A 22,012-nucleotide genomic window follows, 5' to 3' on the forward strand; every position below is an offset into this window, starting at 1 on the left:
TGTCAGGCCAACAGCGAGTCGGCCGTAATGTAGGGATAGCCCAGGCCATGCGCCACCGCTTCATAGGTGACATGGCCCTGGCATACGTTCAATCCGTTCTTCAAATGCGGGTTCGCCTGCAGCGCTTTCTTCCAGCCCTTGTCGGCCAGCGCCACGGCGTGCGCGATGGTGGCGTTGTTGAGCGCGAAGGTGGACGTGCGCGCCACCGCGCCCGGCATGTTCGCCACGCAGTAATGCACCACGCCGTCCACGATGAAGGTGGGCTGCTCGTGCGTGGTGGCGTGCGAGGTTTCGAAGCAGCCGCCCTGGTCGATGGCCACGTCCACCACCACCGCGCCCTTCTTCATGCGCGAGATCATGTCCTTGGTCACCAGCTTGGGGGCGGCCGCGCCGGGCACCAGCACGCCGCCTATCACCAGGTCCGCGTCCAACACCGCTTCTTCGATGGTGTGCGCGTTGGAGTACATGGTGGAGACGCGGTTGCCGAACACCAGGTCGAGCTGGCGCAGGCGGTCCACGCTTTTGTCGAGGACCGTGACGCGCGCGCCCATGCCCACTGCGATCTGCAGCGCATTGGTGCCCACCACGCCGGCGCCGATAATGGCCACGTGGCCCGGCGCCACGCCCGGCACGCCGCCCAGCAGCAGGCCCATGCCGCCCTTGGATTTCTCCAGGTGCGCGGCGCCGGCCTGGACAGCCATGCGGCCCGCCACTTCGCTCATCGGCGCCAGCAGCGGCAAGCCGCCGTTCGGGCCGGTGATGGTTTCATAAGCCAGGCAGACCGCGCCGGATTTCACCAGCGCGCGGGTCTGCTCGGGGTCCGGCGCCAGATGCAGATAGGTGTACAGGATCTGGCCTTCGCGCAGCATGGCGCACTCCTGCGGCTGCGGTTCCTTCACTTTGACGATCATCTCCGCGCGGGCGAAGATTTCCGCAGCTGTATCGATGATGGAAGCGCCCGAGCCTTCGTACATCGAGTCGGTCAGACCGATGGCCGCGCCTGCGTTCTTCTGCACCAGAACCTGGTGACCGCGCAGGACCAGCTCTTTCACGCTGGCCGGGGTAAGGCCAACGCGCGATTCCTGATTTTTGATCTCTTTCGGTACGCCTACCAGCATGGCTGTCTCCTTGTTTTAGTCGAGATTCTTCAACACCTTCGCCAACTTTCCGAACAACTCGTCGATATGCTTTTTCTCGAATACCAGCGGCGGCGACAGCGCGATGATGTCGCCGGTGGTGCGTATCAGGATGCCGTCCGCGAAGGCCTTCTTGAAGGCGTTGAAGGCGCGCGCGCCCGGCTTGCCTTCGATGGGCGCCAGCTCGATGCCCGCGATCAGGCCTATGCTGCGGATGTCGATCACGTGCGGCAGGCCTTTGAGCGAATGCACCGCATCGGCCCAGTATTCCTGCAGGCCCTGGGCGTGCTCCAGGATGTTCTGCTCCTTGAACACTTCCAGCGTCGCCAGCGAGGCGGCGCAGGCCACCGGATGGCCCGAATAGGTATAGCCGTGGAACAGCTCAATGCCGGCCGGCGCTTCCATGAAGGCGTCGTGGATGAACTTCTTGGAGAACACCGCGCCCATTGGAATCACGCCGTTGGTCAGGCCTTTGGCGGTGGTCATCATGTCCGGCTCCACGCCGAAGTAGTCGGCCGCGAACGGCGTGGCGAGGCGGCCGAAGCCGGTGATCACTTCGTCGAAGATCAGCAGGATGCCGTGCTTGGTGCACAGCTCGCGCAGGCGCTTCAGATAGCCCTTGGGCGGGATCAGCACGCCGGTGGAGCCGGCCACCGGCTCCACGATCACGGCCGCGATGGTGGACGCGTCGTGCAGCGCGACGATGCGTTCCAGTTCGTCTGCCAGGTTGGCGCCGTGTTCGGGCTCGCCGCGCGTGTAGGCGTTCTTCTCCAGGTTGTGCGTGTGCGGCAGGTGGTCCACACCCGGCAGCATCACGCCGTAGGGCTTGCGGTTGCCGGCGATGCCGCCCACCGAGATGCCGCCGAAGCCCACGCCGTGGTAGCCGCGCTCGCGGCCGATCAGGCGGGTGCGGCTCGCCTCGCCGCGCGCCTTGTGGTAGGCCAGCGCGATCTTGAGCGCGGTGTCCACCGCTTCCGAACCGGAGTTGGTGTAGAACACATGGCCGAACTTGTGGTTGCTGTACTCCATCAGCTTTTCGGCCAGGTCGAAGGCGGCCGGGTGGCCCATCTGGAAGGTGGGCGCGAAGTCGAGCTGGCCTATCATTTCGCGCACCGCCGCCACGATCTTGGGCTGCGCATGGCCGCAGGGCACGCACCAGAGGCCCGCCGTGCCGTCCAGGATGGCGTTGCCGTCCACGTCCTTGTAGTACACGCCTTCCGCCGACACTAGCAGGCGCGGGTTGGCTTTGAAATCGCGGTTGTTCGTAAACGGCATCCAGAAGGACGACATGGATGCTGGGCGGGACTCGTTCATGCATTTCTCCTTAATTTTTTACAAACCGTAAAAATCTTTACCAGTTGGCAAAATCATGGTGCAATAATAGTCAGCGGCTTCACTATGGCACAGATACACAATCAGCAAAACCGGCCAACCGTACAGGTTACAAAAACAATACAGTTTTGATATAACTTTATTTGGAAACCAAGAATGGATGAGCTAACGGCAGCGCAGGAAGCTGGCTGCGCCCCCGGCGACGGCGGCGGCTGGCCCGTGCTAGCCATAGAGCGGGCGCGCAAAGGCAGCCTGGTGGACCAGATCGTCTCCGCCATTACGGCCATGGTAGCCCGCCGGGAGTTGCGCATCGGCACAAAAATGCCGTCGGTTAGACAATTCGCAAAGTGTAATGGCGTGTCCACCTTTACAGTTGTCGAGTCCTACGACCGCCTCGTCACGCTGGGCCTGCTGTCCTCGCGCCGCGGTTCGGGCTATTTCGTGGCCCGCCAGGACGTGCCCGCCACGCTGCTGCCGCAGCCCCTGCACCCTGCCCCGGTCCACATCGACGCGCTCACGCCCGAGCTGTATTCCGGCGTATCCGAAGCGCTGCCGGTGGGCGCGGGCTGGCTGCCGCCCGAGCTGTATGGCGAGGACACCATCCTCGACGCGGTGCGCCAGGCCATGCGCATTCCCGCCAACCGCCTGCGCGGCTACGGCCATCCGCTCGGCTTCCCCACCTTGCGCCAGCACATGGCGGCGGTGCTGAGCGACGAGCTGTATCCGGTGGAGCCGGAGCAGATCCTGCTCACGCACGGCGCCACCCACGCCTTCGACCTGGTGCTGCGCACGCTGACCAAGCCGGGCGACACCGTGCTGGTGGAGGATCCGGGCTACAGCAATCTGCTGTCGCTGATACGCCACCACGGCTGCGTCCCGGTCGGCATTCCGCGCGGCGCGAACGGGCTGGACATGGCGGTGCTGGCCGAGCAGGCCAGGCTCCACAGCCCCAAGCTCATGTTCGTCAACACGGTGCTGCAAAACCCGCTCGGCACCTCGCTCACGCACGCGCAGGCGCACCGCCTGCTGGCACTGGCCGAGCAGTTCGACTTCTGGCTGGTGGAGGACGACATCTACCGCGAGCTCACGCCGCGCGGCGAGGCTTCGCTGGCGGCCATGGACGGCTTGCGGCGCGTGATACGCGTGGGCAGCTTCTCCAAGACGCTGTCGCCGGTGCTGCGGGTGGGCTCCATCTCGGCCTCGGGCTCGCTGCTGCCCGAGCTGCTGCGCGTAAAGATGCTGGCCGGGCTGACCACCTCCGAGATCAACGAGCGCGCCGTGTTCCACGCGGTGACCGCGCGGCCCTACAAGCGCATGGTGGAAAAGCTGGTCAGCCAATTGGAGGAAAGCCGCGCGCGCAGCACCGAGAATCTGGCGGCGGCCGGACTGCGGCCGCTGGCCCAGGCGCGCGGCGGCATGTTCGTCAGCGCCGGCTGGGAGCAGGCGCCCACGCCCGAACTGAATGGCAAGACCATCGCCGACCTGGCGCTCAAGTCCGGCATCCTGCTGTCGCCGGGCGAGTTTTTCATGCTGCGCCCTTGCGCCAGCATCTGGTTCCGCTTCAACGCAGCCTACAGCGACAGCGCGCAGCTGCGCCAGTTCCTGCAATCCGTCCAACCCCGCTAGAAAGTACGCCATGCCAGAAGTGAAACTGAATATGGTTCCAGGCCTTGCAGCCACGCCCAAGGTGAAGCGGCGCGTCATCAACCGCGACAAGCTGGAATCGGACATCGCCGCCGTGGCGGTGCGCATGTTCGCCGAATGCGGCTACGAGGGCACGTCCATCGCCGCCATCGCCGAGGCGGCCGACATGTCCAAGCAGAACCTGATGTACTACTACCCCACCAAGCAGGCGCTCTACCAGCGCGTGCTGGACGACGTGCTGGACGACTGGCTGCAGCGCATGGAAAGCCTGGCCGACGAGGAGCACGAGCCGGGCGAGGTGCTGCGCGCCTACATCCAGGCCAAGCTGCGTTTCTCGCGCGAGCAGCCGTGGGCGTCCAGGGTGTATGCGATGGAAATCATCAGCGGCGCGCAGCTGTACGGCGAGCAGATCAAAAGCCGCGTGGTGCCGCTGCTGCGCAAGGATATCGACGTGTTTGAGAAGTGGATAGCGGCGGGACGCATCGCGCCGCTGAACGCCACCCATCTGATCTTCATGATCTGGGCGATGACGCAGTCCTACGCCGATTTCTCGGCGCAGATGGCGCTGGTGCTGGACAAGAAGCAGCTCGCCCGCAAGGATTACGACGACGGCGAGGCCACCATCGTGCGCATGGTGCTGGCGGCGATCAGCGCGCCCGGCTGAGCGCGCTGCGGCGGCGGCCCAGCAAGGCCATCACGCCCAGGCCAGCGGCGAACAGCGCGATGCTGGCCGGCTCCGGCGCGGCGGCCGAAGGACGGCCCGCCAGGCCGTTGTTGCCACTTGGCAGCGTGCCGCTAAAGCTCTGCAGGTGGATTTCGGCGCGCTGGTCCAGGCCGTTGACGTAGACGCCGCCTTCGATATTCTGGTTGTTGGTCAGATAGGCGCCGGTGGCCAGCAGCGAGCCGCCCCACTGGCTGTTGATGGTCAGATCGGTGGCGTTGTAGAAGTTCCACAGCAGCTGGCTGCCGTACTGCTGCGCCGAGCCGCCCAGGAAATTGGCGCCGAGGCTGGCGCTCTGGACGTCGGTGTTCAGGATGACGGTCTTGGCGCCGTTCAGGTTGAACCGGAATTCGCCCTTGGAGAACAGCACGGTATCGATGGCGGTCAGGTCGAACACCGCCAGGCCGTCGGCGTTGACCACCGCGTTGAAGATGGCCAGGTTGCCGTCGAAGGTCACGCTGCTGCCGGTGCTGCCCAGGGTTTTCAGGCTGGACGACAGGCCGCCCAGCACGCTGCCGAAGTTGGTGGAGGTCGATGCGGCCAGGTTAGCGGCCATGAGCGCGTCCGGCGTGGAGAGCTTGCCGCCGTTGAAATTATTGCCGCTGGTGGCGCCTTCCACATAGGCCGCGCCGTTCAGGTTGCTGTTGCTGGCGCCGCCCTTGATGACGCTGCTGCCCTGGTTGACGGTGGAGTTGCTCAAGCCGCCGGCGATCACCGCGCCCAGGCCGTTCACCTTGACGTTGCTGGCCGAACCGGCCACCGTCAGGCCGGCGTAGCTGGAGGCCGCAGTGTCGTTGACGTGCTGCACGTAGTCGCCGCCGGACAAGGCGCCGCCGACATAGGTGCGGCCGTCGGTATGCGAGCTCGACGTGGCGCTGCCCAGCACCACGGTATTAAACTGCTGCAGGATCTGCGTCGCGGACAGGGCCGTGGCGTGCGCAGCCGCCGGCAGCAGGCCGGAAGCGGCCAGGACGAAAGTGGTAAGCAGGGAGCGGAACGGCATTAATTTGACCTCTTTTGCAACTTTGATGGATTTGCATTAAAGTAACACTAGGTGTAATTTTAACACGATAATGTCGCTTGGAAATTTAAATTAACCGGTAGAAATATGGCAAGCTTGCCCAAGATCACACTGCAAACCGGGCGCCTGGTGCTGCGCCACATCGAGGAGGCCGACGCCGACGCCCTGTTCCGCATTTATTCGGACCCCGAGACCATGCGCTACTGGAGCAGCCCGCCCTGGCAGGAGCCGGCCCAGGCGCAGGCCCACGTGGCCATGACGCTGGCGGGCTATGCGGACGGTTCCATCTTCACCATGGGCCTGACCCTGCCTGCGACGGGCGAGCTGATAGGCGTGTGCCGTCTGCACCATTTCAACCGCCAGAACCGGCGCTGCGAAATGGGCTACATCCTGTCGCGCGCACACTGGGGCAAGGGCTATATGCGGGAGGCCATCGCGGCCACCATCAGCCACGGCTTCGAGGCCTTCGACCTGCACCGCATCGAAGCCGACGTGGACCCGCGCAACAGCGCCTCGGCCGCGTTGCTCAAGCGCCTGCATTTCGTGCATGAAGGCCACTTGCGCCAGCGCTGGATCGTGGATGGCGAAATCTGCGACACCGACTTCTTCGGCCTGCTGCGCGCGGACTGGGAAGCGCAGCGCCAGGGCGTGCACGGAACGTAGTCCGGCGCAGTTCGCACCCCCTGCGAGCAGCTTATCCCGCAGAAATGCCGATTCGTCGGAAAGCGGCTGCGCCGCCCGGCGCCGCTTGATACATTGTGACCATACCAACCACGGAGGTCACTATGAAAACCATCAACCGCACCATCGGCAGCGTGTTCCGCGAAGTAGGCCTGGCGGCCCGGCAGATTGGCCGCGCTTTCACGCGCGCCCTGTCGCGCATGTCCTGGCCCGCCCTGCTGGCAAGCTGCATAATGATGGCACTGCTGCTGACCATATTGCCGCTGGCGCTGACGCTGTTCGCCATCTTCCTGCTGCTGAAGATCGCCATCGCGCTGCTCGCCGGCTACAACGCCAGCAAGCACGTACACGAGAACAAAGAACAATAAACAAGAAAACACTGAGCAAGGACTACTGAAATGGCATTCAGCCGCACCAAAAAAGGCACCCGCAGCCTGTTCGCTTTTATCGGCGAAGTGGGAGACACCGCCCGCACGCTGTGGTGGAACTTCTTCGACTGGCTGGCCCAGGTTGAATGGCGCAAACTGGCCGTCATCGCCCTGGTGGCGCTGATGCTGAGCGCGCCGTTCCGGCTCGGCGAATCGGTGGCGATGCTCATCGTCTTTTCGGTCGGCCTGAAAGTGCTGGCGGGCGGCAAGCGCCGCGCCGAAGGCGAGGCCCGCGTGGCCGAGCAGCAGGCCGGCACGGAAACGCTGGAACGCCGCCTGGTGGAAGCGCAGATGGCCGCGCTGCAAGCGCAGGTCGAGCCGCACTTCCTGTTCAACACGCTTGCTTTGATCGGCCAGCTGATCGAAACCGATCCGCCGCAAGCGGCCAAGATCCACGCCCACCTGATCGACTACCTGCGCGCCACCCTGCCGCAGATGCGCGCCAAGGGCAACGGCACGCTGGGCCGCCAGATCGAGCTGTCGCGGGCCTACCTGGCCATCATGCAGGCCCGCATGCGAGAACGGCTGGCCGTGTCCATCGACGTCCCGCCCGACCTGCTGAGCGCGTCCTTCCCGCCGATGATGCTGCAGACGCTGATCGAGAACGCCATCAAGCACGGACTGGAGCCCAAGGTGGAAGGCGGCCGCATCGACATCCGCGCCAGCGCCAGCAGCACCGCCGCCGGCAATGTGCTGCAGATCGAAGTGCAGGACGACGGCGTGGGCTTCGACGTGCACGCCGGCGACGGCCTGGGCCTGACCAATATCCGCGAACGCCTGCGCCTGTTGTACGGCAGCCGCGCCCAGCTCATCATTGAAGCGCCGCTGGACGGCGGCGCCCGCGCCATCATCCGCATGCCCTTCGCCCCCGATATTTTTGCCGGAAGCAAGCTGTAATGAAGACCCCGACCGCCATCATCGCCGACGACGAAGAGCCGATGCGCCAGCTGCTGCGCGCCCGCCTGCACGAAGCCTGGCCGCAACTGCAGATCGTGGCCGAGGCCGCCAACGGCGTGGAAGCCATCGCGCTGACCGGGCTGCACCAGCCGGACATCGTGTTTCTCGACATCCGCATGCCCGGCCTGTCCGGCATCGAAGCGGCGCGCATGCTGTTCAATCGCTGCCACATCGTGTTCGTCACCGCCTACGACCAGTACGCCATCGAAGCCTTCGAGCAGGGCGCGTTGGACTACCTGCTCAAGCCGGCCGGCGGCGAGCGCTTGAAGACCACCTGCGAACGGCTGCAGGCGCGGCTGGGCAAATCGCCCGACAACATCGAGCGCCAGCTGACGCAGCTGCTGGCGCACACGGCGCAGCGCAAGCCGCAGGAATACCTGAAGTGGATACAGGCCCAGGTCGGCACCAGCCTGCGCATGATCAGCACGCGCGAAGTGCTGTTCTTCCGCGCCGACGAAAAATACACGCGGGTGCAGACGCTGGAAGGCGAAGTACTGATCCGCAAGACGCTGAAAGAACTGGAAGACGAGCTGGACCCGAAAGAGTTCTGGCGCATTCACCGTTCCACGCTGGTGCGGGTGGACGCCATCGCCGAAGTCAAGCGCGACCTGCGCGGCCGCCAGATGGTACGCGTGCGCAATTCGGACGAAGAACTCGAGGTCAGCCGGGGCAACACGCATTTGTTCCAGCAGATGTAGCAAACACGCACCCCGCCGCACTGCAACAACTTGCTCCGCCCGGGGTGCTGGTCTATATTATTTGGACTAGTCTCACACCACACAGGGGGAGCACATGTCCAGCATACCGAAGAACACCCGCGCCACCATTACGCCGTGTCTGCGCTACCGCGACGCGCCCGCCGCCATAGAATGGCTGTGCCGCACTTTAGGTTTCGAGCGGGCACTGGTTGTTCCAAACGAAGACGGCACCATCGCGCACGCGCAGCTTAGCTACGGCAACGGCATGGTGATGCTCAGCTCCATCTTCAACACCGAGTTCGGCGAGCTCATGGCGCAGCCGGCCGACACCGGCATGAAGGTCACCCAATGCTGCTACCTGGTGGTGAACGACGCCGACCTGGTGCACCAGCGCGCGGTCGATGCGGGCGCGCCCATCATCATGCCGCTCAAGGACGAGGACTACGGCGGGCGCGGCTTCACCTGCCGCGATCCGGAAGGCCAGTTGTGGAGCGTGGGCACTTACGACCCGTGGGCCGCTTCATGAGCGACGAACTGGCAATCCGCCGCGTGATCGCCGCGTGGATGGAAGCGAGCCGCGCGGGCGATGTGGACAAGGTGCTCTCGCTGATGACGCCGGACGCCGTGTTCCTGGTCGCGGGCCAGCCGCCTATGCGAGGGCGCGACGGCTTCGGCGCCAGCATGCGCGGGCTGCTGGCTACGCACCGCATCGAATCGGACAGCACGGTGGATGAAGTGGAAGTGTGCGGCGACATGGCCTGGTGCCGCACCACGCTGGAAGTGCGCGTGGTGCCGCTGGCCGAAGGCGGCAAGGCCATGCGCCGCGCGGGGCATACCTTGTCCATCTTCCGCAGGAACATCGAGGGCGCCTGGCAGCTTGCCCGCGATGCGAACATGCTGGCGCCGGTGGGGCAGACGGCGGACTAGTCCGCCAGCGCCGCGATCAAGCCGCTATCGGCCACCTGCACCGGCCGTATGCGTATCAAATGCCGGTACAACGGCGGCATGGACTGGCAGATCTGTTCCAGCGCCTGCTGCGGCAGCGAGGGGTGCACATACTGGAACTGCGCCGGATTCGACTCCGGCAGTTCGCCCTCCATGGTCGAACCATAGGCGCCCAGCTCCATGAAGCTGAGGGCGCCGTCATCCGGCCCGTTGGCAAACACAAACGTCCCGTCTTTCGGATGCCCCAGGTACTGGCGCACCTCCTCGCGCTGCGCCGCGCTGGCGCCGTCCATCAGCTTGTAGCGCAGCTGCGCATAGGCGCGCGTGCACTCCATGAACGCCGTGCGTATGCCCGACTTGTTGCGCCGCCCCGGCATGCACAGCAGCAGATTGCCGAAGGAGTCCAGCAGCGCCACGGCGTCGCCCTTCCCGCCCATGACCTTGTCGCGCGCCATGGCCTTCTTCAAGGCCGGCGCCAGGCTTGCGTCCGGCCGCTGCGGCGCGCAGCGCACCGACAGCGCCTCCGGATACACCTTCCTCAGCGCGCACAGGATGGCGTGCTTGGGCGACAGCGTGGCCGGGTCCTTCAGCTCCTCGCGCGGCGGATCGGCATTGAACAGCGCCATCGCGCCCTTGGCCGTGGCCTCGAACACCAGCGAGCACAAGGCCTGCGTCGGCTCGCTGATGGTCTTCCCTATAAAGAAGGACTTCGGGGCCATGCCGTGCGCGGCGCGCGCGTACTGCGAATCGCCCAGCACCGCCGGATAGCCGAAAGTGGAGCGGGCCTGCGCGCGCAAGCCTTCCGGCAGCGCGTCGAAGGAAGCGCTGCTGTCGTAATTGATGCCGGCGTTGGCGTCGGTGGCCGCCACCAGTACATTGAAGCCGCCGGCCAGGATGGCGCCGGTGCACATGCAGCACGGGTCGAGCGAGGTGACGATGGTGATGTCCTGCGGCTCGGGCAGCGGCGTGCCCTTGGCGCGTTCAGCGTGATACCAGTCGATCAGCTGGCGCTCGCCGTGCGCCGTCGGGTCGTACACCATGCCCTGGCGGATGACGTTGTTGTGCAGCGACTTGAGCACCTTGCCGGTTTGATCCAGCATGGCGCCGCCGACGCCGAACGTCCCCTGCGTCTTCGCCACGATGGCCTCGGCCGCCGCAACGGCGACCGCAGCCTGAACGTCGATAACCTTCTTCAAGATGTTTACTTCTTCTTCAGGTCCGCGCCGCCGAAAGCGTTCGGCAACTGGGCCGCTGCGGTGGTCTCGAAGACGTCGCCCTTCAGATTGCTCAGCACCACAGGCAGCTCGTTGCCGCCCAGCTCCAGGGTCACCTGGCGGCAGGCGCCGCACGGCGCGATGGGGCCCTCGGTCTCGCCGATCACGGCCAGCTTCTCGAAGTCGCCAGGCTTGTAGCCGTGCGCGATGGCGCTGAAGAAGGCGGTGCGCTCGGCGCAGTTGCACAGGCCGTAGGACGCGTTCTCCACGTTACAGCCGTGGAAAACCTTGCCGTCATTGGTCAGCAGCGCAGCGCCGACCTTGAAGTTCGAGTACGGCGTGTAGGCCTTCAAGCGCGCCTGCGCGGCTTCGGCGATCAGTTGTTCGTTGTTCATGATGGATTCTTTAAGGACGGATGGTGCGGTAGATGACCGGGTTGGCGGCGGGGGCGGCGTCGGCGATGGTGTAGGCGGCCTGGATTTGCGCCACGGCGGCTTGCGCGGCCGCTTCGGTGCGGGCGTGCACCCTGGCCAGCGGCTGGCCGGCTTGCACCGGCTGGCCCAGTTCTATCAGGTCCGTCAGGCCGACCGCGAAGTCGATCTTGTCGGTCGGCAGGCGGCGGCCGCCGCCCAGCGATACGACGGCCAGGCCGATTTCGCGGCACACGGTCTTCGATGCGTAGCCCGACGACAGCGCGGGCACGTCCACCACCACGGGCGCGTGCTCCAGGTGCTTGTCCATATTCGTCATCAGGTCGGACGGGCCGCCCAGCGCGCTCACCATGCGCGCGAAGCGTTCGGCGGCTTCGCCGGAGTCCAGCGCGTGCTGCAGCTTGGCGCGCGCTTCGGTTTCGGTGGCGGCCAGCTTGCCCAGCACCAGCATCTCGGCGCACAGCGCCATCGTCACTTCGTGCAGGCGCGCCGGACGGAACTTGCCGGTCAGGTAGTCGATGGCGCCGCGCACTTCCAGCGCATTGCCGGCCCATGGCGACAGCGATTCGTTCATGTCGGTCAGCAGCGCCGAGGTCAGGGTGCCGGCGCCGTTGCCGACGGTGACGATGCTCTCGGCCAGGTCCACCGATTTTTCGTAGCTCGGCATGAAGGCGCCGGAGCCCACTTTCACGTCCATGGCCAGCACGTCCAGCCCGGCCGACAGCTTCTTCGACAGGATGGAGCCGGTGATCATGGCCACAGATTCCACCGTCGCGGTCACGTCGCGGATGGAGTAGAAGCGCTTGTCGGACGGCGCCAGCGAGGCGGTCTGGCCGATGATGGCGACGCCCACTTCGCGCACCACCTGGCGGAATTTGTCGTTGTCCGGCACGGTGGAGTAGCCGGGGATGGAGTCGAACTTGTCCAGCGTGCCGCCGGTGTGGCCCAGGCCGCGGCCGGAGATCATGGGCACGAAGCCGCCGCAGGCCGCGATCATGGGTCCGAGCATCAGCGAGACCACGTCGCCCACGCCGCCGGTGGAGTGCTTGTCCATCACCGGGCCTGGCAGGTTCAGGGATTTCCATTCCAGCACCTGGCCGGAATCGCGCATGGCCAGGGTGAAGGCCACGCGTTCGTCCATGTTCATGTCATTGAAGAAGACGGCCATGGCCAGCGCGGCGATCTGCCCTTCGCTGACGCTGCCGTCGGTAATGCCGCGCACGAAGAACTGGATTTCTTCGGCAGTCAGGGCGCCTTTGTCGCGCTTTTTGCGGATGATCTCTTGAGTGAGGAACATGGCGTTTTTCTCTTCTTTGTAAGGTATTTGGGGCCGCTCGCTCCATCGCAGTTGCGATGAAGCGGCGGCCCCACAATTCACAGGCGGCTTATACGCCGTATGGAATCCAGATGTTTTTCACTTGCGAAGCATGCGCCAGGACTGCGCGGCCGCCCACCTGCGCGGTGCTGTACCAGTCGCGGCCTTTGGCGCCGCCGGTCCAGGTGCGCTTGAGCGACGCTGCCGACAGGCGCTCCACTTCGGCGCAGCCTTCGGCCGAACCGTCGTGGCGCCATACGGCGTCGATGTCCGAGTGCGATGCCAGCGTGCGCGCCAGTTCGTCGGCCGAACCGGTGACGATGTTGACCACGCCGCCCGGCAGGTCCGAGGTATCGAACACCTGGTACAGATCGGTGGCCGACAGCGGATGCGCTTCGGAAGGCACGACCACCACGCGGTTGCCCACTGCGATCGCAGGCGCCACCAGCGAGATGAAGCCCAGCAGCGGCGATTCGTTCGGGGCCACGATGCCGATCACGCCGATGGCTTCGTTCAGCGCCACGGTGATGCCGTGCATAGGCGGCTGGTGCGCCAGGCCGTCGTACTTGTCGGCCCACGCCGCCCAGTAGAACAGGCGCTCGATGGCCGCTTGCACTTCCTTCTCGGGGTTCTTGGCGCCGGTCATCGCGCCGATGCGGGCGGCGAATTCCTCGCCGCGCGCGGCCAGGTTCTCAGCGATGTAGAACAGCACTTGCGCGCGATTGTGCGCGGTGGCCTTGGTCCAGCCGGTGGCCTTGTGCGCGGCTTCCACGGCGTTGCGGATGTCCTTGCGGTTGCCTTCGCCCACTTCGCCGATGAACTTGCCGTCGGCGCCGTGGATGGCGCGGCTGTAGGCGCCGTCAGGGCGGGCCTGCTTGCCGCCGATGTACAGCTTGGCGGTGCGGTCGATGGCGAAGGCGTCGGTGGTCGCCGGCGCTGCCTTGGCTTTCGCAGGCGCCGCCAGCACGGGGGCTGCCGGGCGCGCGTCTTCCGATACGGGCACCAGGTATTCGTACATGCCTTCGCGGCCGCCTTCACGGCCGTAGCCGGATTCGCGGTAGCCGCCGAAGCCGCAAGCGGCGTCGAACTGGTTGGCGGTGTTGATCCATACTACGCCGGCCTTGATCTGCGGCGCCACATCCAGCGCCAGCGAGATGTTCTCGGTCCATACGCAGGAGGCCAGGCCGTACACGGTGTTGTTGGCCAGCTGTACCGCTTCAGGCGGGGTGCGGAAGCTCATCGCCACCAGCACGGGGCCGAAGATTTCGGCCTGCGCCACGGCGGCGGAGGTCGATGCGCCGGTGATCAGCGTAGGCGGGAACCACGAGCCGTCGGCCGGGATCTGGCAGCCGGCAGGCTGGTACACGGTGCAGCCTTCGCTGCGGGCCGATTCCACCAGGCCGGCGATGCGCTGCTGCTGCACCGGATCGACCAGGGCGCCGATGTCCATGGACTTGTCCAGGGGGGAACCGAGGCGCAGGTTGTCCATGCGCGCGCGCAGCTTGTTCAGGAAGCGCTCTTCCACCGATTCCTGCACCAGCAGGCGCGAACCGGCGCAGCAGACCTGGCCCTGGTTGAACCAGATGGAATCGACCAGGCCTTCGACTGCGGCGTCCAGGTCGGCGTCTTCGAAGACGATGAATGGCGACTTGCCGCCCAGTTCCAGCGACAGCTTCTTGCCGCTGCCTGCGGTGGCCTGGCGGATCAAACGGCCCACTTCGGTGGAGCCGGTGAAGGCCAGCTTGTCGATGCCTGCGTGGTTGACGATGGCTTCGCCCACGCGGCCGTCGCCGGTGACGATGTTGACCACGCCGGCCGGCACGCCGGCTTGTACGCAGATGTCTGCGAACAGCATGGCGGTCAGCGAGGTGAATTCGGCCGGCTTGAAGACGACGGTGTTACCGGCGGCCAGCGCAGGAGCGATTTTCCACGCCAGCATCAGCAGCGGGAAGTTCCATGGCACGATCTGGCCGACCACGCCCACCGGGCGGTGGTTGGCGAATTCTTCATCCTGCAGCTGTGCCCAGCCTGCGTGGTAGTAGAAGTGGCGCGCCACCAGCGGCAGGTCGGCGTCGCGGGTTTCGCGGATGGTCTTGCCGTTGTCCAGCGTTTCCAGCACGGCGAACAGGCGCGCGTGCTTTTGCATCAGGCGCGCGATGGCGTACAGGATCTTGGCGCGGCCATGGCCGCCCAGACCTTGCCAGCCCGGCTGCGCGCGGCGCGCGGCGGCCACGGCGCGGTCGACGTCGTCGCCGGTCGCCTGCGTCAGCTTGGCCAGCTCTTTGCCGTCGGCCGGATTGTTCGATGCGAAGGTTTCACCGGCGTCGCTCCAGGCGTTGTCGATGAACAGGCCGAACTGGCGGCCTTTCTGGTCCAGCCACGCTTGCGCTTCTTTCTGGCTTTCTGGTGCCGGGCCGTATTCCATGGTATTGAGGATCTCGTTGATAGTTGGCATAGCGGTGTCTTCTCGATGTTCTTACGGTTGCGCGTGACGGTGGGCAGCGGAGTAGTTGCCGGTGACGTAGTGCTCGAGCTGGCGCTCGATGTCGGTCAGCAGGCTCGATGCGCCGATGCGGAACAGGTGCGGTTCCAGCCAGTCGTTGCCCAGTTCTTCCTTCATCACGGTCATGTACTGCAGGGCGCCCTTCGCGGTGCCCACGCCGCCCGCAGGCTTGTAGCCGATCTTGAAGCCGGTCTGCTCGTAGAACTCGCGGATCGCGCGCACCATCACCAGCGACACGGGAATGGTGGCGTTCACGCCTTCCTTGCCGGTGGAGGTCTTGATGAAGTCCGCGCCCGCCATCATGCAGACCCACGAAGCCTTGGCCACGTTTTCCAGCGTCACCAGGTCGCCGGTGGCCAGGATGGCTTTCACGTGCGCTTCGCCGCAGGCTTTGCGGTAAGCCAGCATTTCGTCGTACAGCGCCTGCCAGTTGCCGGTCAGGACGTGCTGGCGGGTGATGACGATGTCGATCTCGGTGGCGCCCGCAGCCACGCTCAGTTCAATCTCGCGCACCTTGGTTTCCATGCTGGTCAGGCCCGCAGGGAAGCCGGTCGATACGGCGGCGATAGGCAGGCGGCCTTGCAGCACCTGGACCGCCGGCTTGATCATCTCGTGGTACACGCACACGGCGCCGGTGGTCACGTTCAGGTCTTGCAGGCCCAGCGCTTCCAACAGGTCCGAACGCAGCGGACGCATGGCCTTCATGCACAGGCGCTCGACGCGGCCCGGGGTGTCGTCGCCGGACAGCGTGGTCAGGTCGATCAGGCCGATGGCCTTGACCAGCCAGGCGGCCTGGTACTCTTTCTTCACCGAGCGGCGGTTCGCCAGCGAGGCGGCGCGGCGGTCGGCCGCTGCCTTGTTCACGTGGATATGGTTCAGCCAGCTCAGGTCGAGGGCCATTGCCTCGGTGCGCTTGAAGTCGTGCGGGATGGTCATAGGAGGTTGGTTCCGTTGGAAAGTGGTTTCACGCCCAGGTGGTGGGCCAGCGTCTGGCCAATGTCGGAGAAGGTCTCCGAAATGCCGAGCGGGCGCCCTTGCACGCCTGGACCGAAGAAGATCATCGGGATATGTTCGCGGGTGTGGTCCGAGCCGGGCGAAGTCGGATCGCAGCCGTGGTCGGCGGTGATCACGCACAGGTCGCCGTCCTTCATCCTGGCGAAGAACTCGGGCAGGCGGGCGTCCATTTCATGCAGCGCGTTCGCGTAGCCGGCCACGTCGCGGCGGTGGCCGAAGGACTGGTCGAAGTCGACGAAGTTGACGAAGGTGAGCGACTTGTCGCCCGCCTCGTCCTGCACTTTCAGCAGCGCGTCGAACAGCGCCATATTGTCCGGGCCCTTCACCACGCGGCTCACGCCTTGCGCGGCGTAGATGTCGCTGATCTTGCCGAGGGCAATCACTTCGCCGCCCTCGTTCTTCACGTGGTCGAGCAGCGTGGGTGCGTGCGGCGGAATGGCGTAGTCGTGGCGGTTGGAGGTGCGCTTGTAGTTGCCGTTGGCGCCCACGAATGGACGCGCGATGATGCGGCCGATGTTGTACGGCTTGACCAGCTCATAGGCCTTCTCGCACATGTCGTACAGGCGCTCCAGGCCGAAGTGCTCTTCGTGGCAGGCGATCTGCAGCACGGAGTCGGCCGAGGTATAGAGGATAGGCTTGCCGCTCGCAACGCTCTCGTCGCCCAGCTCATTGATGATGGTGGTGCCGGAGGCGTGGCAGTTGCCCAGGAAGCCGGGCACGCCGGTCAGTTCCTGCAGCTTGTCGGTCAGCTCTTTCGGGAAGGACGGCACGGTCTTGGGGAAGTAGCCCCAGTCGAACAGCACCGGCACGCCGGCGATTTCCCAGTGGCCGCTCTGCGTGTCCTTGCCGGTCGATTGTTCGCGCGCCGCGCCGTAGGCTGCGGTGAAGCCGCTGCGCAAAGGGAAGCCTTCGGCCCATAGTCCGCTGGCTTCGTGGGCGGCGGCAGCCAGGCCCAGTTTTTCCATGTTCGGCAGCGACATCGGCTTGCCTTCCTTGGCAGCCCATGCGGCGATGTGGCCGAAAGTGTTGGTGGCGCTATCGCCGTATTTGTCGGCGTCGGGCGTTGCGCCCAGGCCGAAGGAGTCCAGCAGGAGGATGAATGCGCGTGACATGATAGGCTCGCTCAAAAGGTCAGTTTATGCCGAATAAAGCACAGGGGCGGTCGAGCCGCCCCTTTTCTTATTACGCCTTAGGCGTTTTTGCCACGTTTTCCACGAAGGCCAGGATCAGCTTGATCAGGCTTTCGGCGCCGATGGCGGCGTACTTCAGGGTCTGCTCGTGCGACAGCGGGAACGGCGACAGGCCTTCGGCCAGGTTGGTGATGACGGACACGCCCACCACCTTCAGGCCGCAGTGGCGCGCAGGCACCACTTCCGGCACCACTGACATGCCCACCACGTCCGCGCCCAGCGTTTTGAAGGCGCGGATTTCAGCCGGGGTTTCGAAGTTCGGGCCGGCGTAGGCGATGTAGACGCCGTCGTGCAGGGTGATGGACAGGTCCGCCGCGGTGCTCTTCAGCAGATTGCGCAGGTCGGCGTCGTAGGCGTTGGCCATGCTGAAGAAGCGCGGGCCGAAGCGTTCGTCGTTCGGGCCTATCATCGGGGTGCCCGGCAGGAAGTTGATGTGGTCGGTCAGCGCCACCAGCGAGCCGGCGTCCACTTCAGGACGCAGCGAGCCGGCCGCGTTGGTCACGAACAGGAAGTCCACGCCCAGCAGCTTCAGGGTGCGCACGGCGGAGGTCATCACGCCCAGGCCGTAGCCTTCGTAGAAATGGCCGCGGCCTTTCAGGCACACCATCTGCACGCCGTTCAGGGTGCCCAGCACCATGGCGCCGGCGTGGCCGTGCACGGTGGAAATGGGGAAGCCCGGCAGCTCGTCGAAACCGATAGTCACCGCATCCGTCATTTGCTCCGCCAGTACGCCCAGGCCGGAACCCAGGATCATGGCCAGGCGTGGCTGGAAGTTCGCGGGCATGCGCGAACGGACGATGGCGGCGGCCTGGAATGGAGAATTGTTAGACATGGTTATCCTCGTTTTAAGTGTTTTATCTGTGAGTTTTGGGCTGCTGCGCGGGGAATGTGACTTACGACTATACAGGCGACACTATGCCTCAGCCCTATATGTATGGCAAATACCATTTTTCTTGGTCATTTATATGAAACTCGTATAAATTAGAGGGCTACGCCTCTTTTTTCAGCATTTGACATGGGTTTGACACCATGCAAACATATGTTTACGATGAAGGACAAATGTTTACAAGGCCACCGCCCGTGACGGACACATCCAAAAAAGAGCAGCTCTACGAGCTGATCCGCGCCAACCCCTTCGTCTCCCAGCAAGACCTGGCCGTCGAGCTGCGCCTGTCGCGCTCGGCGGTGGCCGGCCACATCGCCAGCCTGATACGCGAACGCCGCCTGCTCGGCCGCGCCTACGTGCTGCCGGATAAACGCCCTGTACTCTGTATAGGCGCTGCCAACCTGGACCGCAAGCTGCGCACGCTGGAAACGCTGCAAATGGGCACCTCCAACCCGGCCTACGCCGAGGAAGTGCACGGCGGCGTGGCGCGCAACATCGCCGAGAACCTGGCCCGCCTCGGCCTGCCGTCCGCCCTGCTCACGGCCGTGGGCGACGACACGGCCGGCCACTCGCTGCTGCAGCAGGCCGAAACGGCCGGCATCGACACGCGCGGCACGCTGCGCCTGAACAATACCTACAGCGGCACCTACACCGCCGTGCTGGACGAGCGCGGCGAAATGGTGCTGGCCCTGGCCGACATGGCCCTGTACGACCAGATGACGCCGGACTTCCTGGCCAGCCGCACGCCGCAGCGCGGCGGCGCCGCCATGGTGGTGGCCGACCTGAACCTGCCGCAAGACAGCGTGGCCACGCTGCTGCAGGACGCGCGGCGCGACGCCGTGCCGCTCATTATCGTGGCCGTATCCCAGCCCAAGATGGCGCGCCTGCCACAGGAGCTGCACGGCCTGCGCCTGCTGGTGCTCAACCGCGGCGAGCTGGAAACCCGCGTGGGCCGCGCCCTGCCGGACGAAGCCGCGCTGGCGCAAGCCTGCCGCGACGTGCAGGCGCAAGGCGCGCAGGACCTCATCATTACCTGCGGCGGCGAAGGCGTGTATCACACCAATGCGCTCACTGGTTCGCACACTGGCGCGGATAGCCTGAGCTGGCTGCCCGCCCCGCAAGTGGACGTGGTGGACGTGACCGGCGCCGGCGACGCCTTCGCCGCAGGCGTGTGCTGGTCCATCTACCAGGGCAACGGCGACCTCACGCTGGCCTGCCGCCGTGGCCTGAAAGTGGCCGCCATGACGCTGGAAAGCCCGGACACCGTCTCCCCCCTGCTGGCCGCCGACATCCTCGACGAGATCAACGAATTCCACTTTTAGGAAACCACCATGCACCAATTCCTCTCCTACTCGGCCGAAGTGGCCAACGCGCGCGCAGCGGGCAAACCCGTCGTGGCGCTGGAATCGACCATCATCTCGCACGGCATGCCTTACCCGCAGAACGTGCAGACCGCGCAAGAAGTTGAACAGATCATCCGCGACGCGGGCGCCGTGCCGGCCACCATCGCCATCATCGGCGGCAAGATCTGCATCGGCCTTTCGCCCGAGCAGCTGGAATTGCTGGGCAACTCGCCGGACGCCATGAAGGTGAGCCGCCGCGACCTGCCCTACGTGCTCGCAACCGGCAAGCTGGGCGCCACCACCGTGGCTGCCACCATGATCTGCGCCGAGCTGGCGGGCATCCACGTCTTCGTCACCGGCGGCATCGGCGGCGTGCACCGGGGCGCGGAAACCAGCTTCGACATCTCGGCCGACCTGCAGGAGCTGGCGCAGACCTCGGTGGCCGTGGTGTGCGCGGGCGTGAAATCCATCCTCGACATCGGCCTCACGCTGGAATACCTGGAAACGCACGGCGTGCCGGTGGTGAGCGTGGGCCAGCCCGGCTTCCCGGCCTTCTTCACCCGCGAGAGCGGCTTCAACGCCGACTTCCAGCTCGACACCCCGGCCGAACAGGCCTCCTTCATCAACACCAAGTGGAAGCTGGGCCTGAAGGGCGGCGTGGTGGTGAGCGCGCCGGTGCCGCAAGACCAGGCCATGCCGAAGGCGGAGATCGACGCCATCACCGCGCAGGCGCTGGGCGAAGCGGCGGCCGGCGGCGTCACCGGCAAGAAGGTCACGCCCTTCCTGCTGGCGCGCATCAAGCAGCTGACCGAAGGCCGCAGCCTGGCCACCAATATCGCCCTGGTAAAGAACAACGCCCGCGTCGGCGCCGAACTGGCGCGCGCACTGCTGGAGCACCCCGTCGTATAACGAAGGCCTGCCATGTCCATCGATCTGAAACAACTAAAGTACTTTCTCGCCGTCGCAGAAGAAAAGAGTTTCAGCCGCGCTGCGGAACGGCTGCACATATCGCAGCCGCCGCTGAGCCAGCAGATCATGAAGCTGGAAAGTGAACTGGGCGTGCGCCTGTTCGCGCGCACCACGCGCACCTTCGAGCTGACGGTGGCGGGCAAGGCGCTGATGTCGGAAGCGTCCGAGCTGCTGGCCAAGATGCGCATGACCATAGACACCATCCGCCAGATCGACCGTGGCGAAGTGGGCCGGCTGCGCGTGGGCATCGTCGGCTCGGCGATGTGGGGACCGATCCCCTCGCTGCTGGAGGAATTCCAGAGCAAGTTCCCGCGCGTGACGTGGACCATCCATGAATTCGGGCCGACGGTGCAGTACGACGCGCTGCGCGCCAAGCAGATCGACGTGGGTTTCTGGCGCGAGCCGAAACTGAACGAGGACGACCTGCGCAACGACAACCTGCGCCAGGAGCTGTGCTTCCGCGAGAACGTGTGCGTGGCGCTGAACGAACACCACCCGCTGGCCAAGCAGGACGCGATCGAGCTGACCGACATCGCCAACGAGCCCATGCTGACACTGGCGCTCGACAAGTCGGCCTTCCCGCGCTACCTGATCCAGTGCTGCGTGAAGGCGGGCTTCCAGCCCACCATATTCCAGGAGGCGTCCGAGCCGCAGACGCTGCTGGCCATGGTGGGCGCGGGGCTGGGCGTGGCGCTGCTGCCCGAGACCACCAGCCGCATCGGCTGGCCGGGCGTGGTGTTCGTGCCAATCCGCACCAACCCGCCGTCGGCCAACCTGTACATCACCTACACCACGCTGGACGACGCGCCGGTGGTGCGGGCCTTCCTCAACATCCTCAAGCCCGCCGCCTGATTCCACCTCGCCAAGCAAGCTGAGCCGCATTCGGGGTCTGACCCCGAATGCGGCTCAGGCCGCTTGGTGCCGGCGCGCAGCCGGCTACTGCGTCGCCCCGCCCTGCTCGCGCAGGTCGCCGCTGGTCGCGAGCGCAGTGCGCACTGCAATGCGCATACCCTCAACCATATTCGCCAGCGACATGCTGGCCGCGCCCGGATGCGCGGCAGCCTGCTGCGGCAAATATGGAATATGAATGAAGCCGGCGCGCATCGGCCGCTTGCTGGCGGCGGCCAAATGCATCAGCCCATAAAACACATGGTTGCAAACGAAGGTGCCCGCCGTCTGCGAAACCGACGCCGGCAGCTCCGCAGCGCGCAGCGCGTGCACGATGGCCTTGATCGGCAGCGTGGAAAAATACGCCGCAGGCCCGCCCGGCACTATCGCCTCGTCCACCAGTTGCTGCTGCCGGTTGTCCCTGATCGGCGCGTCGTCCACATTGATGGCCACGCGCTCCACCGACAAGTCGCAGCGCCCGCCCGCCTGCCCCACCGCGATCACCACGGCCGGATGGAGTTCGGCCACGGCCTGCGCCATCGCCTCGTTGGCTTCGCCGAATACGCAGGGCAGCTGGCGCGCCACCACCCGGAAGCCTTCCTCGCTCCAGCCGTCCAGCGCACGCACGGTTTCCCAGGCGGGGTTGATGGTCTCTTGGTTAAACGGCTCGAAGCCGGTCAGCAGTATGGTTTTCAT

The 22,012-nt window shown here is 65.5% G+C and carries 22 protein-coding genes; 11 read left to right on the forward strand and 11 right to left on the reverse strand.

Annotated elements, in window-relative coordinates:
* Positions 1 to 2 precede the first annotated feature (2 nt).
* Positions 3 to 1,118: an alanine dehydrogenase gene (ald, locus tag AC07S4_RS08175; RefSeq protein ID WP_494986163.1), complete on the reverse strand. Its 1,116-nt coding sequence runs from the start codon at positions 1,116 to 1,118 to the stop codon at positions 3 to 5.
* Between the two features lie 15 nt (positions 1,119 to 1,133).
* Positions 1,134 to 2,450 carry an omega-aminotransferase AptA gene (aptA, locus tag AC07S4_RS08180; RefSeq protein WP_494986164.1) on the reverse strand — a complete coding sequence of 439 codons (1,317 nt, stop codon included), beginning with the start codon at positions 2,448 to 2,450 and terminating at the stop codon, positions 1,134 to 1,136.
* 174 nt (positions 2,451 to 2,624) lie between these two features.
* Between aptA and AC07S4_RS08185 the strand changes: the two genes are divergently transcribed.
* The gene (locus AC07S4_RS08185) at positions 2,625 to 4,094 is read left to right on the forward strand and encodes an aminotransferase-like domain-containing protein (RefSeq protein ID WP_494986165.1); all 1,470 of its coding nucleotides are present in this window, start codon (positions 2,625 to 2,627) and stop codon (positions 4,092 to 4,094) included.
* A 10-nt stretch (positions 4,095 to 4,104) separates the two neighbouring features.
* Positions 4,105 to 4,776: a TetR/AcrR family transcriptional regulator gene (locus AC07S4_RS08190; protein WP_494986166.1), complete on the forward strand. Its 672-nt coding sequence runs from the start codon at positions 4,105 to 4,107 to the stop codon at positions 4,774 to 4,776.
* On the opposite strand, the gene AC07S4_RS08195 is transcribed toward AC07S4_RS08190, so the two are convergent.
* Positions 4,760 to 5,836 carry a collagen-binding domain-containing protein gene (locus AC07S4_RS08195; RefSeq protein WP_494986167.1) on the reverse strand — a complete coding sequence of 359 codons (1,077 nt, stop codon included), beginning with the start codon at positions 5,834 to 5,836 and terminating at the stop codon, positions 4,760 to 4,762. The two genes, AC07S4_RS08190 and AC07S4_RS08195, sit on opposite strands and share 17 nt — an antisense overlap.
* 105 nt (positions 5,837 to 5,941) lie before the next feature.
* Here AC07S4_RS08195 and AC07S4_RS08200 point away from each other — a divergent pair, with 105 nt between their 5' ends.
* The 6 genes from AC07S4_RS08200 (at position 5,942) to AC07S4_RS08225 (ending at position 9,545) form a co-directional block, all read left to right on the forward strand.
* Positions 5,942 to 6,517 (forward strand): GNAT family N-acetyltransferase, encoded by a 576-nt coding sequence (locus AC07S4_RS08200; protein ID WP_494986168.1) that lies wholly within the window; start codon positions 5,942 to 5,944, stop codon positions 6,515 to 6,517.
* Between the two features lie 122 nt (positions 6,518 to 6,639).
* Positions 6,640 to 6,903, forward strand: a complete 264-nt coding sequence (locus AC07S4_RS08205; RefSeq protein ID WP_494986169.1) for a hypothetical protein — start codon at positions 6,640 to 6,642, stop codon at positions 6,901 to 6,903.
* Positions 6,904 to 6,933: 30 nt separating this feature from the next.
* On the forward strand, positions 6,934 to 7,860 hold the full coding sequence (locus AC07S4_RS08210) for a sensor histidine kinase (RefSeq protein WP_494986170.1): 927 nt from the start codon (positions 6,934 to 6,936) through the stop codon (positions 7,858 to 7,860).
* Positions 7,860 to 8,618, forward strand: coding sequence for a LytR/AlgR family response regulator transcription factor (locus tag AC07S4_RS08215; RefSeq protein WP_494986171.1), 759 nt, complete (start codon positions 7,860 to 7,862; stop codon positions 8,616 to 8,618). The genes AC07S4_RS08210 and AC07S4_RS08215 overlap by 1 nt, the downstream gene beginning before the upstream one ends.
* A 94-nt stretch (positions 8,619 to 8,712) precedes the next feature.
* Positions 8,713 to 9,144: a VOC family protein gene (locus AC07S4_RS08220; protein ID WP_494986172.1), complete on the forward strand. Its 432-nt coding sequence runs from the start codon at positions 8,713 to 8,715 to the stop codon at positions 9,142 to 9,144.
* On the forward strand, positions 9,141 to 9,545 hold the full coding sequence (locus AC07S4_RS08225; RefSeq protein ID WP_494986173.1) for a YybH family protein: 405 nt from the start codon (positions 9,141 to 9,143) through the stop codon (positions 9,543 to 9,545). The genes AC07S4_RS08220 and AC07S4_RS08225 overlap by 4 nt, the downstream gene beginning before the upstream one ends.
* On the opposite strand, the gene AC07S4_RS08230 is transcribed toward AC07S4_RS08225, so the two are convergent.
* The 7 genes from AC07S4_RS08230 to xapA form a co-directional block, all read right to left on the reverse strand.
* Positions 9,542 to 10,759 carry a nucleoside deaminase gene (locus tag AC07S4_RS08230; RefSeq protein ID WP_494986174.1) on the reverse strand — a complete coding sequence of 406 codons (1,218 nt, stop codon included), beginning with the start codon at positions 10,757 to 10,759 and terminating at the stop codon, positions 9,542 to 9,544. The two genes, AC07S4_RS08225 and AC07S4_RS08230, sit on opposite strands and share 4 nt — an antisense overlap.
* A 5-nt stretch (positions 10,760 to 10,764) precedes the next feature.
* A complete protein-coding gene (locus AC07S4_RS08235) occupies positions 10,765 to 11,172 on the reverse strand; it encodes a cytidine deaminase (RefSeq protein WP_494986175.1) in 408 nt (135 codons plus the stop codon).
* Between the two features lie 10 nt (positions 11,173 to 11,182).
* Positions 11,183 to 12,505 carry a thymidine phosphorylase gene (gene deoA / locus AC07S4_RS08240; protein WP_494986176.1) on the reverse strand — a complete coding sequence of 441 codons (1,323 nt, stop codon included), beginning with the start codon at positions 12,503 to 12,505 and terminating at the stop codon, positions 11,183 to 11,185.
* A gap of 88 nt (positions 12,506 to 12,593) precedes the next feature.
* Positions 12,594 to 14,978 (reverse strand): aldehyde dehydrogenase family protein, encoded by a 2,385-nt coding sequence (locus tag AC07S4_RS08245; RefSeq protein WP_494986177.1) that lies wholly within the window; start codon positions 14,976 to 14,978, stop codon positions 12,594 to 12,596.
* Positions 14,979 to 14,999: 21 nt separating this feature from the next.
* Positions 15,000 to 15,962, reverse strand: coding sequence for a deoxyribose-phosphate aldolase (deoC, locus tag AC07S4_RS08250; RefSeq protein ID WP_494986178.1), 963 nt, complete (start codon positions 15,960 to 15,962; stop codon positions 15,000 to 15,002).
* Positions 15,959 to 17,152, reverse strand: coding sequence for a phosphopentomutase (locus tag AC07S4_RS08255; protein WP_494986179.1), 1,194 nt, complete (start codon positions 17,150 to 17,152; stop codon positions 15,959 to 15,961). The genes deoC and AC07S4_RS08255 overlap by 4 nt, the downstream gene beginning before the upstream one ends.
* 70 nt (positions 17,153 to 17,222) lie before the next feature.
* Positions 17,223 to 18,062, reverse strand: coding sequence for a xanthosine phosphorylase (xapA, locus tag AC07S4_RS08260; RefSeq protein ID WP_494986180.1), 840 nt, complete (start codon positions 18,060 to 18,062; stop codon positions 17,223 to 17,225).
* Between the two features lie 248 nt (positions 18,063 to 18,310).
* On the opposite strand from xapA, the gene AC07S4_RS08265 reads away from it, so the two are divergent.
* Genes AC07S4_RS08265 through AC07S4_RS08275 form a run of 3 tightly spaced genes read left to right on the forward strand, consistent with a single transcriptional unit; the run spans position 18,311 to position 21,280 of the window.
* Positions 18,311 to 19,438 carry a carbohydrate kinase gene (locus tag AC07S4_RS08265; protein WP_494986181.1) on the forward strand — a complete coding sequence of 376 codons (1,128 nt, stop codon included), beginning with the start codon at positions 18,311 to 18,313 and terminating at the stop codon, positions 19,436 to 19,438.
* A gap of 9 nt (positions 19,439 to 19,447) precedes the next feature.
* On the forward strand, positions 19,448 to 20,368 hold the full coding sequence (locus AC07S4_RS08270) for a pseudouridine-5'-phosphate glycosidase (protein ID WP_494986182.1): 921 nt from the start codon (positions 19,448 to 19,450) through the stop codon (positions 20,366 to 20,368).
* Between the two features lie 12 nt (positions 20,369 to 20,380).
* Positions 20,381 to 21,280, forward strand: a complete 900-nt coding sequence (locus AC07S4_RS08275; protein WP_494986183.1) for a LysR family transcriptional regulator — start codon at positions 20,381 to 20,383, stop codon at positions 21,278 to 21,280.
* Between the two features lie 84 nt (positions 21,281 to 21,364).
* On the opposite strand, the gene pcp is transcribed toward AC07S4_RS08275, so the two are convergent.
* Positions 21,365 to 22,012 carry a pyroglutamyl-peptidase I gene (pcp, locus tag AC07S4_RS08280; protein WP_494986184.1) on the reverse strand — a complete coding sequence of 216 codons (648 nt, stop codon included), beginning with the start codon at positions 22,010 to 22,012 and terminating at the stop codon, positions 21,365 to 21,367.

The organism is Pseudoduganella sp. GW821-FHT05F09, assembly GCF_059419605.1.

Excerpts from the sequence above, each read along its gene's own strand:
- ald (WP_494986163.1), bottom strand. The coding sequence starts at position 1,118 with ATGCTGGTAGGCGTACCGAAAGAGATCAAAAATCAGGAATCGCGCGTT.
- aptA (WP_494986164.1), bottom strand. The coding sequence starts at position 2,450 with ATGAACGAGTCCCGCCCAGCATCCATGTCGTCCTTCTGGATGCCGTTT.
- AC07S4_RS08185 (WP_494986165.1), top strand. The coding sequence starts at position 2,625 with ATGGATGAGCTAACGGCAGCGCAGGAAGCTGGCTGCGCCCCCGGCGAC.
- AC07S4_RS08190 (WP_494986166.1), top strand. The coding sequence starts at position 4,105 with ATGCCAGAAGTGAAACTGAATATGGTTCCAGGCCTTGCAGCCACGCCC.
- AC07S4_RS08195 (WP_494986167.1), bottom strand. The coding sequence starts at position 5,836 with ATGCCGTTCCGCTCCCTGCTTACCACTTTCGTCCTGGCCGCTTCCGGC.
- AC07S4_RS08200 (WP_494986168.1), top strand. The coding sequence starts at position 5,942 with ATGGCAAGCTTGCCCAAGATCACACTGCAAACCGGGCGCCTGGTGCTG.
- AC07S4_RS08205 (WP_494986169.1), top strand. The coding sequence starts at position 6,640 with ATGAAAACCATCAACCGCACCATCGGCAGCGTGTTCCGCGAAGTAGGC.
- AC07S4_RS08210 (WP_494986170.1), top strand. The coding sequence starts at position 6,934 with ATGGCATTCAGCCGCACCAAAAAAGGCACCCGCAGCCTGTTCGCTTTT.
- AC07S4_RS08215 (WP_494986171.1), top strand. The coding sequence starts at position 7,860 with ATGAAGACCCCGACCGCCATCATCGCCGACGACGAAGAGCCGATGCGC.
- AC07S4_RS08220 (WP_494986172.1), top strand. The coding sequence starts at position 8,713 with ATGTCCAGCATACCGAAGAACACCCGCGCCACCATTACGCCGTGTCTG.
- AC07S4_RS08225 (WP_494986173.1), top strand. The coding sequence starts at position 9,141 with ATGAGCGACGAACTGGCAATCCGCCGCGTGATCGCCGCGTGGATGGAA.
- AC07S4_RS08235 (WP_494986175.1), bottom strand. The coding sequence starts at position 11,172 with ATGAACAACGAACAACTGATCGCCGAAGCCGCGCAGGCGCGCTTGAAG.
- deoA (WP_494986176.1), bottom strand. The coding sequence starts at position 12,505 with ATGTTCCTCACTCAAGAGATCATCCGCAAAAAGCGCGACAAAGGCGCC.
- AC07S4_RS08245 (WP_494986177.1), bottom strand. The coding sequence starts at position 14,978 with ATGCCAACTATCAACGAGATCCTCAATACCATGGAATACGGCCCGGCA.
- deoC (WP_494986178.1), bottom strand. The coding sequence starts at position 15,962 with ATGACCATCCCGCACGACTTCAAGCGCACCGAGGCAATGGCCCTCGAC.
- AC07S4_RS08255 (WP_494986179.1), bottom strand. The coding sequence starts at position 17,152 with ATGTCACGCGCATTCATCCTCCTGCTGGACTCCTTCGGCCTGGGCGCA.
- xapA (WP_494986180.1), bottom strand. The coding sequence starts at position 18,062 with ATGTCTAACAATTCTCCATTCCAGGCCGCCGCCATCGTCCGTTCGCGC.
- AC07S4_RS08270 (WP_494986182.1), top strand. The coding sequence starts at position 19,448 with ATGCACCAATTCCTCTCCTACTCGGCCGAAGTGGCCAACGCGCGCGCA.
- AC07S4_RS08275 (WP_494986183.1), top strand. The coding sequence starts at position 20,381 with ATGTCCATCGATCTGAAACAACTAAAGTACTTTCTCGCCGTCGCAGAA.
- pcp (WP_494986184.1), bottom strand. The coding sequence starts at position 22,012 with ATGAAAACCATACTGCTGACCGGCTTCGAGCCGTTTAACCAAGAGACC.